Source organism: Aquimarina macrocephali (assembly GCF_051627225.1).
GTDB lineage: Bacteria > Bacteroidota > Bacteroidia > Flavobacteriales > Flavobacteriaceae > Aquimarina > Aquimarina macrocephali.
Window position 1 is genome coordinate 2859589 of the sequence record NZ_CP151795.1, and the last position, 17829, is coordinate 2877417.

Annotated in this window: 8 protein-coding genes; all 8 read left to right on the top strand. The window is 34.6% G+C overall.

The annotated features are described in order from the left end of the window. Positions 1 to 117 precede the first annotated feature (117 nt). Positions 118 to 2745 (top strand): TonB-dependent receptor domain-containing protein, encoded by a 2628-nt coding sequence (locus AAFU52_RS12360; RefSeq protein ID WP_438426568.1) that lies wholly within the window; start codon positions 118 to 120, stop codon positions 2743 to 2745. Positions 2746 to 2817: 72 nt separating this feature from the next. Continuing rightward, entirely contained in the window at positions 2818 to 4038 is a 1221-nt protein-coding gene (locus tag AAFU52_RS12365) for an MFS transporter (RefSeq protein WP_024771617.1), read from the top strand. After that, the gene (locus AAFU52_RS12370; RefSeq protein ID WP_438426569.1) at positions 4028 to 5911 is read left to right on the top strand and encodes a trehalase family glycosidase; all 1884 of its coding nucleotides are present in this window, start codon (positions 4028 to 4030) and stop codon (positions 5909 to 5911) included. The genes AAFU52_RS12365 and AAFU52_RS12370 overlap by 11 nt, the downstream gene beginning before the upstream one ends. 205 nt (positions 5912 to 6116) lie before the next feature. Further along, on the top strand, positions 6117 to 8426 hold the full coding sequence (locus AAFU52_RS12375) for an NADP-dependent malic enzyme (RefSeq protein ID WP_438426570.1): 2310 nt from the start codon (positions 6117 to 6119) through the stop codon (positions 8424 to 8426). A gap of 360 nt (positions 8427 to 8786) precedes the next feature. Next, on the top strand, positions 8787 to 9128 hold the full coding sequence (locus AAFU52_RS12380; protein WP_438426571.1) for a hypothetical protein: 342 nt from the start codon (positions 8787 to 8789) through the stop codon (positions 9126 to 9128). A 128-nt stretch (positions 9129 to 9256) separates the two neighbouring features. Further along, positions 9257 to 9694: a hypothetical protein gene (locus AAFU52_RS12385; RefSeq protein ID WP_438426572.1), complete on the top strand. Its 438-nt coding sequence runs from the start codon at positions 9257 to 9259 to the stop codon at positions 9692 to 9694. Between the two features lie 363 nt (positions 9695 to 10057). Further along, the gene (gene ruvA, locus AAFU52_RS12390; RefSeq protein ID WP_024771611.1) at positions 10058 to 10639 is read left to right on the top strand and encodes a Holliday junction branch migration protein RuvA; all 582 of its coding nucleotides are present in this window, start codon (positions 10058 to 10060) and stop codon (positions 10637 to 10639) included. Positions 10640 to 10694: 55 nt separating this feature from the next. After that, positions 10695 to 17801: a cell surface protein SprA gene (gene sprA, locus AAFU52_RS12395; protein WP_438426573.1), complete on the top strand. Its 7107-nt coding sequence runs from the start codon at positions 10695 to 10697 to the stop codon at positions 17799 to 17801. The last annotated feature ends 28 nt before the right edge of the window (positions 17802 to 17829 follow it).

Consider the following 17829-nt stretch of genomic DNA (forward strand, 5'->3'; position numbering starts at 1 on the left):
TTTCGAAATCGTTTTCGATTGTGTCGAAAACGATTTCGAAGCCCATGAACCTTAAAGAAAAAGTAAATTATCATTAAGGTTTTATGAAATTGCAGGGAACTAAATACTTAAAAAATTATGAGAACAAGACTATGTATTATTCTCTTCTTAGTTTTCGGGATAGGGGATTCCATTGCTCAAGGAGGAAAAAGCGTATCAGGAACAATTAAAGATAATAAGGGCATTCCGGTAATTGGGGTTAATATAGTGCTGGAAGGAACCAATAGAGGAGCAACATCAGATTTTGATGGAGAATATATAATTAATAATCTAGAAACCAATGCTACTTATGTTTTGATAATTTCTTCGGTGGGATTTAAGACCGTAAGAGAGGAGATTGTTATGGCAGATAACATCGTTAGAGATATTGTTTTAGAAGAAGATCTACTTTCATTAGATGAGATTGTAGTAACCGGATCTTCTAATCCACGAACAAAATTAGAATCCAGTGTAGCAATAACCACAATGGGAGTCAAAGAAATAGAGCAAAAAGCTCCGCAGAGTACTGCCGATCTACTACAATCAGTCCCTGGGTTTGTTGTCGAAACTTCAGGAGGAGAGGTAGGAAATAATCTTTTTGCCAGAGGGATTCCATCCGCTGGAGCATATGAATTTGTTCAGATTCAGGAAGATGGACTTCCCGTTTTTGAAGATGGAGCTTTACAATTTGCCAATGCAGATAACTGGTATAGGTTAGATGAAACTGTTAAAAGAATGGAAGCTATTCGAGGAGGATCTGCCTCTGTTTTTGCTACAAATTCACCTGGTGGAATTATCAATTTTATCTCTAAAACAGGTCAAAATGAACTAATAGGAAGAGCCAAAATGACTGTAGGAGATTATGGGCTTTTTAGAACTGATCTCAATATTGGAGGAGCAATTATCGAGGATAAATTGCTTTTTAATATAGGAGGATTTTATAGAGTAGATCAGGGAATTAGGGACCCGGGATTTGAAGCGAACAAAGGAGGGCAGATGAAATTTAATCTTACCTATAAATTTGATGGAGGTTATGCCAGAATACATTATAAAAAACTGGATGATAGAAACCTATTCTTACTACCAATACCACTACGTGGAGACAGCAATGGAAATCCAGAAGAATTCGAAGGTTTCGATGCTAATTACGGAACATTAGCATCAAGAAATTTTAGCAGACTTCGAGTGCCCCAAATAGGAGGAGGTTTTTTTGAAAGAGATTTAGAAGATGGTGTCCACCCCAATGTAGATGCCATAGGAGGAGAGCTTAAATATCATATTTCTGATGTGGTTTCGGTAAAAAATACATTTAGAAATACAAGCATTGATCTAAATTATAATGCAATTTTTAGTACCGGAGGGCCAAATACACAAGCCGATTTTGCTACAGGAACAACTCAGTTTCCACTCACCGATGCAGCAAATGCCGAGTACACATATGTAGATACAGGCGCAGCTTTGAACCCAAATACATTGGTAATGCGTGCAGATCACTGGGCAATCGATAAAGACATGTCTAACTTTGCAAACAATCTGGCATTTTCATTTAATTTCGAAAAAATAAATGTCACCCTGGGATATTATTATTCTAATTGGAAATCAAACCAATATTGGAACTGGAGTAATTATCTGGTTGATGTATCGGATAATCCAAGATTGGTAAACTTGGTAGATACCAGTACAGGAATTTCCAGAACCTATAACGGAATAGAAAGAATTACCTGGTTAGAAAGAGATGCACAAACCAAAGGAAGATTAAATGCTCTTTATATAGATGCAGAAGTTAATTTTACGGATAATCTAACTGCTAATTTTGGACTTCGCTACGACGATGATAAATATTCTGGATATCGTGATAATGCACGTTTTTTTTCGACAGATTTAGGCTTACTGCCTGATAATACTGCCGATGATGCCCTTACTGTTGTAGATGGTAATCCATATACATATTGGAATTATGATGTAGACGAATTATCATATACTACCGCATTAAATTACAAGCTTAGTGATAACATGGCAATCTACGCAAGACATAGTCATGGATTTAGATCACCAATAGAAGAATCTTACTATGACAATGCATCTGATCTTAGTGCTATCGAAGTTACCGAGGTCGATCAGTCAGAATTAGGATTTAAGTATTCTTCTTCTAACATAGGTATTTATGCTAACTTTTTCTATATGAATATGGATAATATTGCCTTTACAGATATTTTGGCAGATGGTACTTCAGAAAATAAATTTGCCGATGTAAATAATATAGGAGTAGAGCTTGAAGCTAATGCTAAATACAAAGCTTTTGCAGTAGAAGCTAATATTACAGTTCAAAAACCAGAGTATGATAATTTTTCTGGAGCTAATGCAGATGGTACAACTTTTAATTATGAAGGAAACAGTGCCAGAAGAATCCCTAATGTATATTTTACATTGAGACCACAGGTAGAAATTATTAAAGACCTGGGGTTATATACGCAATGGTCTTATTTTGGAAAAAAATATCAGGATGAAGCTAATACCACAGAACTTCCTGCTTTTAATGTTTTTAATGCTGGAGCGTATTACAAGATAAAAAACTTACGTTTTGGGTTTGATGCTTCTAATCTGTTTAATGAAATAGGATTAACAGAAGGTAACCCAAGAGGAACAACTAATGCTAATGATGATGTGTTTCTGGCGCGGCCAATTTTGGGTCGAGCGTATAGATTATCTGTAGCAATAGATTTTTAATTGTTTGGAGCCAAAAAACTGCTCGTATTGCTCGGGCAGTTTTAAATTAATAACCAGTCACGACTATTTTTAATGAAGAATATATCTATAAAAATATCCTTGTTTATCAACTATTTTATTTTTGCTATTCTCCTTAATAGCGTAGGAATAGTGATCTTAAAATCTCTGGAAAATTACCATGTTGATGAGATCGAGGCAAGTACTTTAGAATGGTTTAAAGATTTACCGATAGCATTGGTTTCATTTTTAATAGCTTCTTTTTTACCAAGAATAGGATATAAGAAAGCAATATTATCAGGGTTACTGATTTCTTTTATTGGGTGTTTGGGGATGTACTATGGTAATTCTTTCTGGTCTGCAAAACTTCTTTTTGCTGCAATAGGAGTATCCTTTGCCTTAGTTAAAGTTTCGGTATATACATTAATAGGGATAATTACAGAAACCAAAAGAGCCCACAATAGTTTAATGAGTACTATAGAAGGGGTTTTTATGATAGGGATCGCTACGGCTTATTTTCTGTTTCCCGGATTTAATAATGATAATGATCCAGATGCATGGTTACGGGTGTATTGGCTTTTGGCAGCATTGATTTTTGTGTCATTTCTATTGCTGTTCTTTACCAGATTTGAGGAAGGAAATGAAATTCCGGGTGTAAATCTATTAGACGATATCAGGCAAATGATGCTTTTATGTACCAAAATGCTGGTCATCGTATTTGTTGGTAGTGCCTTTCTATTTGTGATGGTAGAACAAGGAGTGATGACATGGTTACCTACATTTTATAAAAGGGTGTTACAACTTCCTCCTAATGTAAGCATTATGATGTCTAGCGTTTTTGCAATATCACTGGCTATAGGAAGGATAGGTGCAGGAATTTTATCAAAACGAATACCTTGGGTTTATATTCTTACCGTATGTATAGGATTAGCAATACTTATGGTAGTTTTTATTTTACCAAAAACCCTTAATGTTGAGGTGCAAGAGATCCAGAAGATTACAGACATACCATGGATTGGATATGCGTTTCCACTTATTGGATTATGTATTGCTCCTATATATCCTTTAATAAACTCTGCTGTATTAAGTGCTTTACCCAAAAAACTGCATAGTTCTATGACTGGTCTTATTGTAGTTTTTTCTGCTTTAGGAGGCACTACAGGATCTACAATAGTAGGCTGGTTATTTAAAAATGTTGGTGCCCAACAAGCATTTTATTATACGATAATACCAATGATTTTACTGTTATTGACATTGCTGGTATTACACAAATTAACAAGAAATAATGTTGATTAAAATATATAAAAAAGATGTCTTACACAGTTTACTTCAACAAGAAGATACCGATAAAGACAAGAAGATTACCATTGATGATCAGGGTCCAAAAGAATTTAAAATACATACCATTAGTAACGAAGTTTATACTATTCGGGGAACCTATCACCTGTCTAATTTGCTTCAGGAATTAGAGTTGGCAAAAGAAAACCAGGAAGGGATTATAGAAATTTCTTTAACAGAGATAAAACAGCAACCAAGCATTAGAATCTCTAAAATGATAAAAGAGCACTATTGGGATCGGTTGACCAGAAAACTGGATCGAAGTGGTATTGAAAAAATTCTGTCTGATGATAAACGTGATATAAAAGAGAAACGGTTATATGTTCCTTTTTATGATAAAGAAGCCTATTCTTATTATCAAGAAGTTACAAAAGAAATAGATCATATTATACTGGAGACTCTTCCCGAAAAAATAACGCCAGAATTTGTGCGATCCATAAATGATAAGCCTGGGATTTTAGGATTAGCATTAACCACTACTAATCATAAAAAAGAAGCTGTTCCGTTTTTGGTTCCGGGAGGAAGATTTAATGAAATGTATGGATGGGATAGCTATTTTATAAATATAGGTCTTTTGCTGGATGCCAGAAAAGAACTTTCTAAAGGAATGATAGATAATTTCACATATCAAATCAAGAATTATGGTAAAATTCTAAATGCCAATAGAAGTTATTATCTAACAAGAACTCAACCTCCCTTTTATACATCTATGGTTGTAGAATATTATGAAAAATATAGAGATCAAACACCCATCTCCTGGCTAGAGGAATGTGTAAGGACAGCTATTTATGAATATGAAACTGTTTGGATGCAATCAGGAAAAAGATTAGCGTCAAATGGATTGAACAGGTTTTATGCAGAGGGGATAGGTATAACAGCAGAAGTAGAAGAGGGACATTATGATTACATATTACATAAATATAAGAATGACGATTCGCAATCCATCGAAGAATTTAGAAAAAAATACCTGCAAAGAGAGATTGATAGTGAAGAACTTGATCAATATTTTTTGCATGATCGAAGTGTAAGAGAAAGTGGTCATGATACCACATATAGATTAGAGGGGATATGTGCCGATCTAACTACTGTAGATCTTAATACATTAGTATATAAGTATGAAAAAGATCTGGCATATATCATCAAGAATTTTTTTAATAATGTATTTGTATATGAAGACAGAAAATTGCGATCAGAGTATTGGGATGATGTTGCATCCAAACGAATAGCACTAATGAATCAATACCTGTGGGATGAAGAAACAGGAAGTTATTTTGATTATAATCTGTTAGAAAAAAAGAAAACCCATTTTGAATCAGCAACCGGGTTTTATCCATTATGGGCAAAAATATGTACAGCTGATCAGGCAAAAAGTATCATAGCGTACTTATTACCTAAGCTAAAATATAAATTCGGGATTACCGGAAGCTCTAAAGCTTCACTTCATGATGTTCCAGAAGATGCACCACAACGACAATGGGACTACCCGTTTGGGTGGGCACCACATCAAATGATAATCTGGAAAGGATTACTTAATTATGGGTATCAGGATCTGGCAGAAGAGCTTATATATCGATGGCTATGGATGATCACTAAAAATGCAGCAGATTATAATGGTATTATTCCTGAAAAGTTTGATGTTGTTAATGGTACTTATAAGGTAAATGTAGAGTATGGTAATGTAGGGTCTGATTTTAAATATGTTCCCGATGGTGGTTTTGGATGGATGAATGCTTCCTATCAACTAGGGTTAAGCCTTTTGCCTATTGAATATAAGTATAAATTAAATCAACTTGTGGATCCTGATGAAATATTCAGTAAAATCAATAATTAATTGATAAATCTTTAATAAGATTGTTAAATGCAGGGTGTTTTTTCTCAATTCTGATTTTTCGCAAAGATTCCTTTATATTAATTTCCGCATCTCATACAGACTTGTACCTTTGTATATATATTAGTATCAAAATACCATAACCGCAAATTACGTAGTTATGGTATTTTGATCTTTATTTTTATTAGCACATATATCTTGATTTAGTATGAGTATCGAAAGTAAAAGAAGAGAGGCATTAGTATATCATGCCAAGCCTACCCCGGGTAAAATTAAAGTCGTTCCTACTAAAAAATATGCAACTCAAAGAGATTTGTCTTTAGCATATTCTCCTGGTGTTGCAGAGCCTTGTTTGGAAATCGAAAAAAATAAAGCAGATGTTTATAAATATACAGCAAAAGGAAATCTGGTTGCTGTAATATCAAATGGTACTGCGGTATTAGGATTAGGAGATATTGGTCCAGAAGCTTCAAAACCTGTAATGGAAGGAAAAGGGTTATTGTTTAAGATATTTGCCGATATTGATGTGTTTGATATCGAAGTAGATACCAAAGATGTAGATGCTTTTATCGAAACAGTTAAAAATATTGCTCCAACATTTGGGGGAATAAACCTTGAAGATATTAAAGCTCCAGAAGCCTTCGAGATCGAAAGACGATTAAAAGAAGAACTGGATATCCCGGTAATGCATGATGATCAACATGGTACAGCCATAATTTCTGCCGCTGCGTTATTAAATGCATTAGAAATTGCAAATAAAAACATTGAAGAAGTAAGAATTGTGGTTAGTGGTGCCGGTGCTGCAGCAGTATCTTGTACAAGATTGTATAAAGCTTTTGGTGCCAAAGCCGAAAATATCGTCATGACCGATAGTAAAGGTGTAATTCGTAAAGACCGGGAGAGTCTTACTCCCGAAAAAGCAGAATTTGCCACAGATCGTGATCTAAATGACTTAGAAGATGCAATGCGAGATGCAGATGTATTTATAGGTTTGTCGATGGCTAATTTGGTAACTCCGGATATGTTGGTAACTATGGCAGATAACCCTGTTGTTTTTGCAATGGCAAATCCTGATCCCGAAATAAAATATGATCTGGCAATTAAAGCTCGTAAAGATGTGATCATGGCTACAGGAAGAAGTGATCATCCTAATCAGGTAAATAATGTATTGGGATTTCCTTTTATTTTTAGAGGAGCGCTGGATGTAAGAGCTACAGCTATTAATGAAGAAATGAAAATGGCCGCTGTAAAAGCATTAGCCGAGTTAGCCAAAGAACCTGTTCCAGAGCAAGTAAATATAGCATATGGAGAAACACGTCTTAATTTTGGTAAAGACTATATCATCCCTAAACCTTTTGATCCAAGACTTATTGCAAAAGTGCCTCCTGCGGTAGCCAAAGCAGCTATCGAGAGTGGTGTAGCAACAGAAGTCATTACCGATTGGGAAAAGTATGAAGATGAACTACTGGAGCGAATGGGTAATGATAATAAATTAGTACGATTATTACTAGACAGAGCAAAAACAAACCCTAAACGTGTTGTTTTTGCAGAGGCAGATCATCTGGATGTATTAAAAGCCGCTCAGACAGTTAAAGAAGAACGTATTGCTTTTCCGATTTTATTAGGACGTAAAGATATCATACTCGAATTGATGAAAGAGATTGATTTTGATCCTACAGGTATTGATATCATTGATCCTAAGGCAGATGAAGAGTGTGATCGTAAAAACAGATATGCCAAACAATATTGGGAAACCAATAAACGTAAAGGAATTACCCTCTATGATGCAGAAAAATTAATGCGGGAGCGTAACTATTTTGCTGCAATGATGGTTAATGAAGGAGATGCTGATGCATTGCTTTCTGGATATTCCAGAAGTTATCCAACTGTAGTTAAACCCATGATGGATTTGATAGGACTTGCCAAAGGAGCAACTCGTATTGCAACCATGAATGTAATGATGACCGATAAAGGTCCATTGTTTATAAGTGATACCTCTATTAATATCGAGCCTTCTTCAAAAGAATTGGCAAAAATAGCGCAAATGACCGCAAGAACAGTAGAGATGTTTGGAGTTAAGCCTGTGATTGCGATGGTTTCATATTCTAATTTTGGATCATCAAAACACCCTACCGCTTCAAAAGTGCAGGATGCAGTAGCATATTTGCATAGGTATTATCCTAATCTTGTTGTAGATGGCGGACTGCAAATGAACTTTGCATTAAACAGAAAAATGAGAAAGGACAAATTTCCATTCTCTAAGCTTAATGGGCAAAAAGTGAATACATTGGTGTTCCCTAATTTAGATTCGGCCAATAGTAATTACAAATTATTAAGTGAAATTAATAATGCAGAATCTATAGGACCCATTATGATGGGGATGAATAAACCAGTTCATATCCTTCAGTTAGGAGCAAGTGTAGAAGAAATGATTAATATGGCAGCAGTTGCTGTTATTGATGCTCAGCAGAAAGAAAAAAGAGATTTGCAATTATCATTAATGCCCGATGTTGTTTAAACGGTTGATTGGTAACACCAAGTAAACCCGATGGCGCGGATTTGTAATCCGTGAAACATACCAAAATATGAAAACAGCCACTTATAATGTGGCTGTTTTTTGATATCGTAAATTATTAATAACCAGTTATAGATAAGATTGTTTTAAATCCAGAGGATTATATTTTTAGTTCTGCAAGAAATTATGCAGATTTAGATCGTGAATTAGAAATTGTTGTTTTAAATTTATTCTGAAGTTTTAAAAGCACGGATTGCAAATCTGCGCCATCGAGTTAGAGATTGATAGCGATGGATATTTATTTGGGTTAATAAAACATTGATGCCACTAGCGGGGTAAATAAACAACTTGTTAAATATAATTATGGACGATGATTTAAAAGCTTTTTTTTCTTATTTAAATCAATCTCTACCAAGCAATATTGACTATAGAGCATTGTCAAATTTATGCTTAACCCTATTTTGTACTATAGGTATTTTACCAGAAAAGTTTCAATCTTTAGAGTTGAATAAGGAAAATTTAGCAATAATTTTTTCTGAAATTGCAAAAGCAAAAGAAATCCCTTCTTGTCCTCCTATTGCTTCACTTTATGGAGCTTCATTTCATAATAGTCATGATAAAGGGCATTGGTTAGAGGTGATGGCTAGTGTTCTAAAATTAGCAAATGAACCCAATATAAAAGAGGCGGAAAGATTACTAGGGTAAGGTAATGTAGCTGCTAGTGCTTTTGAGAAAAAGCATTACAAAGTTTAATTACCAAAATCCGTGCCATCGGGTGTCCAAGCAATTATTCCACAATCAAATTTTGTTAAACTACCTAAAAAATAATGTTCATGAAAATTTTATCATTCACAATGATTTTAATATTTATTAATATAAATAGCTGCGGTGCTCAAGAACGTTTATCAATTGAAAAAGCCTTTATTAAAAGCTTTGTTCAAAAGAATAAAGACAATGATGTAATGATAGTTAAAAATCAATTATTAATTTGGGGAAGCGGAAATGACTTAACAATTGAAGGTGTAAAAATAATTTACCTTAGCTTGGAAGAAATAAAAACCATAGTTCTTGAAAATGAGGAATTTAATTTAGTTAGGTTAGAAGATATTATTTTAGAAAATAAACAAATAAAAACATCCTTTATGTTTCTAAAAGCAGTTAATCGAAAGGAAAAAGACTTTATTTTAATGGATAATAGGAACTCTTTTTATTGCATAAATATTGAAGAAAAATATCCAAAAGCTATATGGTGCGGTGAGCCTTTAAATTAACCTGATGGTTCGGATTTGCACCTTAAATCCTAATTATCGAGCTATAATACAGCAGAAATGTTTTCTATGCAGAGTAGAGTAAGTGGTAAGTGTAATAAAAAGGATACCATTTTTAAAGGGCCTTTTTTATCCCGTGTATGTAGCAGAATTTTATTACATTTGGTTGCTTAACACTCAGCTCTTCTTGAATTTTAATATTCAAGCAATAATAATTATGATTTTATGCTCTGATAAAGTGTTTTTTTTTGATAGCACTAACAATGCTACTAAAAAAATAAGATTAGAGAAAAAACTGACCCCTGATGAAGATCAGGATTTATTTTTGCAGTATAAAAACTCAAAAAGAGTACATTAACTTAACAAATGATCACACATATCAAGGGGAGGCTTGTTGAAAAAAATCCAACTGATGTAGTAATAGATTGTGGTGGAGTAGGGTATTTATTACATATTTCATTACATACTTTTTCTTTAATTCCCGAAGGAGAAGTGCTACAGTTATATACACATCTGCAGGTAAAAGAAGATTCTCATACCTTATTTGGTTTTGCCGAAAAATCAGAAAGAGAAATTTTCAGGCTTTTAATCTCGGTTTCGGGAATAGGAGCAAGTACAGCCAGAACCATGTTATCCTCATTACACCCCGATCAAATTAAAGAAGCAATAGCTTCTAATGACGTAGCTACAATTCAATCTATTAAAGGAATCGGAGCCAAAACTGCCCAACGTGTTATTATAGATCTAAAGGATAAAATCCTTAAAGTATATAATATAGACGAAGTTTCAGTGTCACAAAGCAATACTAATAAAGATGAAGCGTTATCTGCATTAGAAACCCTAGGATTTAATCGAAAAATTGCAGAAAAAGCTATTGATAAAGTTCTAAAACAAAGCCCCAAAGAAACAGTTGAAAATATTATTAAACAGGCACTAAAAAATTTATAAAACATTGAGTTTTTCGAATTACTTACGCGTTGATTTTTTTAGGATATTAGTATGTTTGATAGCACTTTATAGTGGGGTGTTACAGGGGCAGGACAATCAAACCGTTCGAGACTCTACAAGTACTACATTTTCTTTGGGAGCATTATCTTTACCAGATCCAAATAGTATTGTAACCAAGTATGAATACGATCCGATTACGAATCGATATATCTATCGGGAGAAACTCGGGGACTTTAATGTACGATATCCTCTTTTCTTAACTCCATCAGAATATGAAGCTTTAGTAGAGGAAGAACAACGAAGAGCTTATTTTAAAGAAAAGATTGAAGCTTTCAGTGGTAAAAAAGACGGTAGTGAAGAGAAACGAAAGAATTTACTTCCTATTTTTTATGTCAATTCTAATTTCTTCGAATCTATTTTCGGCGGAAATGAAATTGAAATTGTTCCACAGGGATCTGTAGAAATAGATTTAGGATTACTCTATACAAAACAAGATAATCCTGCTTTTTCTCCTCGTAACCGAAGTAATTTTACATTCGACTTTGATCAAAGAATCAGTTTAAGTTTACTGGGTAAAATAGGAACAAGGCTACAGGTAACAGCCAATTATGATACAGAATCTACTTTCGATTTTCAGAATCAATTAAAATTAGAATACACGCCTACAGAAGATGATATTATCCAAAGTATCGAGGTAGGTAATGTGAGCATGCCATTAAATAGTACATTGATACAGGGAGCACAAAGTCTTTTTGGAGTTAAAATGGGATTGCAATTTGGGCGAACCACTGTTACTGGAGTGTATTCTGAACAACGTTCTGAGACAAGATCTGTAAATGTAGAAGGAGGAGGAACGGTAGAAGACTTTGAGCTTTTTGCGTTGGATTATGACGAAAATCGACATTTCTTTTTATCACATTATTTTAGAGATACATATAATAATTCTTTGGCTAGTTATCCTTTTATTAATAATAATATACAGATAACAAGGATCGAAGTATGGGTAACGAATAGAGCAACAAGTGCACAAACCTTGACCAATGCGCGTAATATTGTTGCGCTTCAGGATATAGGGGAAGCACCAGATACCGGTAATTTTACAATACCAGCTTCTTTATTTAATACAGGTGCAGGAGCTTTTCCTGATAACGGTAATAACGATCTGGATCCAACAACTATTGGTCCGGGAGGACCGGTTACCGAAGCAGTACGACAAGTATCTACTGTGCAACAAGGATTTGTTGGTGCGATAGCCAGTTTTAATGAAGGATTTGATTACGCAATTTTAGAAAATGCAAGAAAATTAAATCAAAGTGAATATACGCTTAATCCCCAATTAGGATATATCTCTTTAAATCAAAAGCTGAATAATGATGAGGTTTTGGCAATTGCATATCAATATACCAGAAATGGAGAAGTTTTTCAGGTTGGTGAATTTGCAAATGATGGAGTAGATGCAACTGTAGGTGATAATACCGGGGGTACTGTAGACGCAGGTTCAAGTCAAAGTTTAGTCGTTAAGATGCTTAAAAGTCCTATTGTTAATGTGACATTACCAATATGGGACCTGATGATGAAGAACATCTATAGTACAGGAGCATTTAGACTAGAACAAAATGATTTTAGATTAAATATTTTATACTCAAATCCTTCTCCGGTAAATTATATTACTGCAGCAGAAGGATCGTCGGTTGCATTACCGAGTGATGTAGAGCAGACAACACTGCTCAAAGTTTTTAATCTGGATCGTCTTAATCCTAATAATGATCCGGTGCAAGGAGGAGATGGTTTTTTCGATTATGTGCCAGGGGTCACTATTGATTCACAAAATGGCCGTATTATTTTTACTACTATAGAACCATTTGGAGAGCATCTCTTCGATAAACTTGATAATGGACCCGTTGGAGCAGATTATACTAATCCTAATTCGTATAACCCAAATCAGGCGCAATACGTATTTCGCGATTTATATACACAGACTAAGATTGTTGCGGGACAGCAATCTGCTGATAAAAATTACTTTCAATTAAAAGGAAGATACAAATCTTCTGGTCAGGATGGAATTCCTCTGGGAGCATTTAATGTTCCTCAAGGTTCTGTAACTGTTACTGCGGGAGGAAGAACTTTGCAGGAAGGAGTGGATTATACAGTGAATTATCAATTGGGAAGAGTAAATATTCTGGATGAAGCATTACTGTCTTCGAATACACCTATTCAGGTTTCTACCGAGAATAATGCTGTCTTTGGTCAACAAACAAAACGTTTTACAGGACTAAATATAGAACATAAATTTAGTGACGACTTTATTATAGGAGGAACCTATTTAAATCTGAATGAAAGACCAATTACTCAAAAATCTAATTATGATTTTGAGCCTATTAATAATACAATATTAGGGTTTAATGTAGCATATTCTACAGAAGTTCCTTTCTTAACCAGGATGGTGAATAAACTCCCTAATATCGATACAGATGTACCCTCGAATGTTTCTGTTAGAGCAGAAGGGGCCTACCTGATTGCAGGGGCGCCAAGAGGAGCTAATTTTGACGGTAAAGTAACCACATATATAGATGATTTTGAAGGAGCACAAACCAGAATAGATGTAAGTTCACCATTGTCGTGGGAACTCTCTAGTATACCTGTTGGTTTTGGTGACCCTAGTAATCCTGCTAGTGATATTGTTGTTGATGGTATACAATCGGGATATCAAAGAGCAAAATTGTCTTGGTATTCTATTGACCCGATCTTTTACAGTAATGGAAGACCAAGTGGAGTATCTGAGCAAGATTTGGCTTCTAATGCTACCAGAAGAGTATTTATTAATGAAATTTTTCCAGAGACAGATATCTCACAAGGGCAAACCTTGGCATTGTTTACACTGGATCTTAATTATAGACCAGGACAAAGAGGACAATATAATTTTAATCCTGCATATGCTCCCGGGAGTTCGTTACCGCAACCTGATTCCAGAAATAATTTTGGAGGAATTACCAGGCAATTAACATCTACTAATTTTGAACAGTCTAATGTAGAGTTTATTGAGTTTTGGTTAATGGATCCTTTCGAATATGATGATGTAGATAACCCAGGAGGTACCATTGTATTTAATTTAGGTAATATTAGTGAAGATGTACTTAAAGATGGTAGAAAGCAATATGAAAATGGATTGCCTAAAGGAGGTATTGGCAGTGCAGTAGATACAGACTATGCTAGAGTTCCTGTAAATCAATCCTTGATCTATGCTTTTGATTCTGATGGTCCGGACAGAATAGATCAGGATGCTGGATTTGATGGTTTGGGAGATCAGGATGAAAAACAAAAACCAGAATATGCCGCATTCCAATCTTTAGATGATCCTTCAGGAGATAATTATACCTATTTCCTTCAGGCAGGAGGAACTATTCAACAACGATATGACGGTTATAATGGTACAGAAGGTAATTCACCTACCAATGTGTCTAATGATGATCGAGGAAATACCACTTTCCCTACAGCAGAAGATGTAAATAGGGATAATACGATGAATACGATTAATAGTTATTTTGAGTATGAGATTCCAATTTTTAGAGGTATGGGAGTGGGTAATGATAATGGGACTGGTTACATATCTGATGTTAGAGATATTCCGGTTAATGTACTGGGAGGTCAAATAAATACTAGATGGGTACGCTTTAAGGTGCCTATTTATAATCCAGATAGAGCTATAAATATTAGTGATTTTAGATCTATTCGATTTATGAGGATGTATCTTACTGGTTTTGCAGAACCAACTTTGTTACGATTTGGTAGTCTTGATTTGGTAAGAGGTGATTATAGAAGATATGTTGTAGAAGGTAATACTGTAAATGACCCAACAAGTGGTCTTAATGTAACAGGTAACAGTGATGTAATTGTGACCTCGGTAAGTTCTGAGGAGACCGCAAATTATGTGACGCCACCCGGAGTTGTGAGAGAGCAGTTAAATAACAATAATAATATTATAAGAGACGATGAGCGATCATTGGCGCTTACAGTAAATGACCTGCAATCTGGTGATGCCCGTGGAGTGTATAAGAACTTCAATGTTGATATGCGTCAATATGAGAATCTTGAAATGTTTTTGCATGCAGAGTCGCTTCCTGAACCGGCAATCCCAATTCAGGATGGAGATCTAAAAGCTTTTATTAGAATGGGTAATGATTTTACCAATAATTTCTACGAGATCGAATTACCTTTAACCGTTTCTGATCGAAACGATAGTAGTCAGAATGGAGCGTGGCCAGAAAATAATCGATTAAGCCTTCCTTTAGAATTTCTTCAGCAAATAAAATCTAATGTATTAGGAGATGATGCTCTTAGTGCAAATGATCTTAATTTCTTTACAGGTCCTAATAATCTTAGAGTAGGAATTAAGGGTAATCCTAATTTTGGAGATGTACGAGTGATGATGGTGGGTATCAAAAATGATAGTGGTAGTGATCAATCGGGAACAGTTTGGTATAATGAAATGCGCCTAAGTGATCTTAAAAATAGAGGTGGTTGGGCTGCTGTAGGTAGCTTGGATGCTAATATTGCAGATTTTGCAAATGTTAGTGCCTCAGGAAGAATTAGTACTATTGGATTCGGAGGGATTGAACAAGGACCTAATGAGCGAAGTAGAGAGGATCTTAAGCAATATGATGTAACTACCAATGTTAATTTAGGGCAATTATTACCCAAAAAATGGGGAATGCAAGTGCCATTTAATTATAGCCGTGGAGAAGAGTTAATTACTCCGCAGTTTGATCCCGAATTTCAGGATATAGAACTTCAGGATCGATTAGATCGCGAAACTGATCCTGCCGAGAAAGAACGTATAGAAAAACAATCAACAGAGTATACAAAAAGGCAAAGTTTTAATGTTATCGGATTACGTAAAGAGAGAACAGGGGATGGTAAACCAATGCCTTATGATGTAGAAAACTTTGCATTCTCAGGGACATATAATCAAACAGATCATCGTGATTTTGAGATAGAAAAATCACTAGATCAAAATGTAAGACTAGGAGGAACCTATGATTTTAGTTTTCAGCCAAAAGAGGTAGAGCCTTTTAAGAAAGTTAAGTTCTTAGGCAAGAGTAAATATTTTGACTTGATTAAGGATTTTAATGTAAACTTACTTCCTACGAGTATCTCGGTAAACTCTAATATCAATAGACAATATAATGAACAGGTTTTTAGAGATATTACTTTAGGACCAGACGATATCAGGTTGCCGACATTATATCAACGTAATTTCCTGTTTGATTGGCAATATGGAGTCAACTATAATTTGACTAAGTCTTTGAATTTTAATTTCACTTCTGCTAATAATCGTATTGTTAAAAACTTTATTGATGAAAATAATGAAGTTGATAATACTATAGATGTATGGAGTGGCTTTTTTGATATAGGAGATCCTAATACTCATAGTCAACAACTTCAGGTTAATTATGAAGTTCCTTTTAAGAAAATACCAGTGTTAAAATTTATACGCGCAACATATGCCTATAATGCAGATTTCCAATGGGTGAAAGGAAGTGAAGCTTTAAAAACTTTAGAAGGTATTCCGGATTTAGGAAATACAGTTCAGAATGCTAATGTGCATACGTTAAACGGTTCATTGGATATGAATACATTGTATAAATATGCAGGATTAACCAAAGTGAAACCCGGAAGAAAAAGTGTAAAAAAGAACGATAAAGATTCGAAAGATAAAAAGGAAGGAGCTCGAGCACCAGAGAGTCCACAAAAAAATAAACCCAAAAGAGGTAGAAGTAAATTAAGCGTAGGTGATAAGGCATATAATACACTTATTGGATTAGTTACTGCAGTGAAAAAAATAAATGTGAATTACCAACAAGATAATGGTATTTTCCTGCCCGGTTATACCAGATCTCCAGGGTTTGTAGGTACTCTTAAGCCTACGGTTGGATTTACTTTTGGTAGCCAATCTGATATTCGGGACCTTGCTGCACGTAATGGGTGGCTTACGTTATATCAAGAATTTAACCAACAATATCAGGAGGTAGAAGGACAGCAACTTAATATACAAGCTTCTCTGGGATTGTTAAAAGGGCTTAAAATTGATATTAGTGCCAATAGAAATTCTTCTGAAACCTTTACCGAAAATTATCGGGTAAACACAAATTCTGATGGTAGTATTTTTGATGATAATCCGTATCAATCTCTTACCGGAAATACCTTTGGTAATTTTACAATTTCGACAGTATTGATCAGGACTGCATTTAAGAAGAGCGATGAGTTTTCATCAGAGGCATTTGATAAGTTTAGAGAAAACAGATTGATTATTGCCAGACGATTAGCAGTAGAGAGAGGAAATAATCCAAATGTTGATAGTGATGGAGATGGCTTTCCTGATGGCTACGGAAGAACAAATCAAGCAGTTTTACTACCGGCATTCTTGGCTGCTTATACAGGAGGGAATCCAGAAAAAGTTAAAAAAGGAGCTTTTAGAGATATTCCATTACCTAATTGGGATATAAAATATACAGGTTTAATGAACTTAAAATGGTTTAAGAAACGCTTTAAAAGATTTTCTGTAGCCCATGGGTATCGAGCTAATTATACTATTAATCAATTTCAAACCAATCTAGAATTTAGAGGAGGCAATGAATTTGATGAGGCAGATAACTATAGAAACCCAGAATTGTATTCTAATGTTAATTTAACCGAACAGTTTAGTCCACTTGTTCGATTGGATATGGAAATGAGAAACTCGATCAAAATCCTTGCAGAATGGAAAAAAGATAGAGCGTTGTCATTAAGCTTTGACAACAATCTACTTACCGAAATTCAAGGAAATGAATATATCATTGGGCTTGGGTATAGGGTAAAAGACATTACGTTTGCTACTAAAATAGCAGGAAGAAAAAAAGTAATAAAAAGTGACCTTAATCTAAGGGCTGATTTATCACTACGTCAAAATGAAACACTGATTAGATATCTTGACTTAGAGAATACCCAGGTAACGGCAGGACAAGATATTTATGGAATAAAGTTTACTACAGATTATGCGTTAAGTAAAAACTTAACAGCGTTATTATTTTATGATCACACCTTTTCTAAGTATTCTATTTCTACCGCATTTCCTCAGACAACAATTCGAGGAGGATTTACATTAAGATATAATTTTGGTAATTAAGATTTTCCAATTACTTTTTGTTTAAAGT

Coding starts and splice junctions, on each gene's coding strand:
- AAFU52_RS12360 (WP_438426568.1), top strand. CDS start 118: ATGAGAACAAGACTATGTATTATTCTCTTCTTAGTTTTCGGGATAGGG.
- AAFU52_RS12365 (WP_024771617.1), top strand. CDS start 2,818: ATGAAGAATATATCTATAAAAATATCCTTGTTTATCAACTATTTTATT.
- AAFU52_RS12370 (WP_438426569.1), top strand. CDS start 4,028: ATGTTGATTAAAATATATAAAAAAGATGTCTTACACAGTTTACTTCAA.
- AAFU52_RS12375 (WP_438426570.1), top strand. CDS start 6,117: ATGAGTATCGAAAGTAAAAGAAGAGAGGCATTAGTATATCATGCCAAG.
- AAFU52_RS12380 (WP_438426571.1), top strand. CDS start 8,787: ATGGACGATGATTTAAAAGCTTTTTTTTCTTATTTAAATCAATCTCTA.
- AAFU52_RS12385 (WP_438426572.1), top strand. CDS start 9,257: ATGAAAATTTTATCATTCACAATGATTTTAATATTTATTAATATAAAT.
- ruvA (WP_024771611.1), top strand. CDS start 10,058: ATGATCACACATATCAAGGGGAGGCTTGTTGAAAAAAATCCAACTGAT.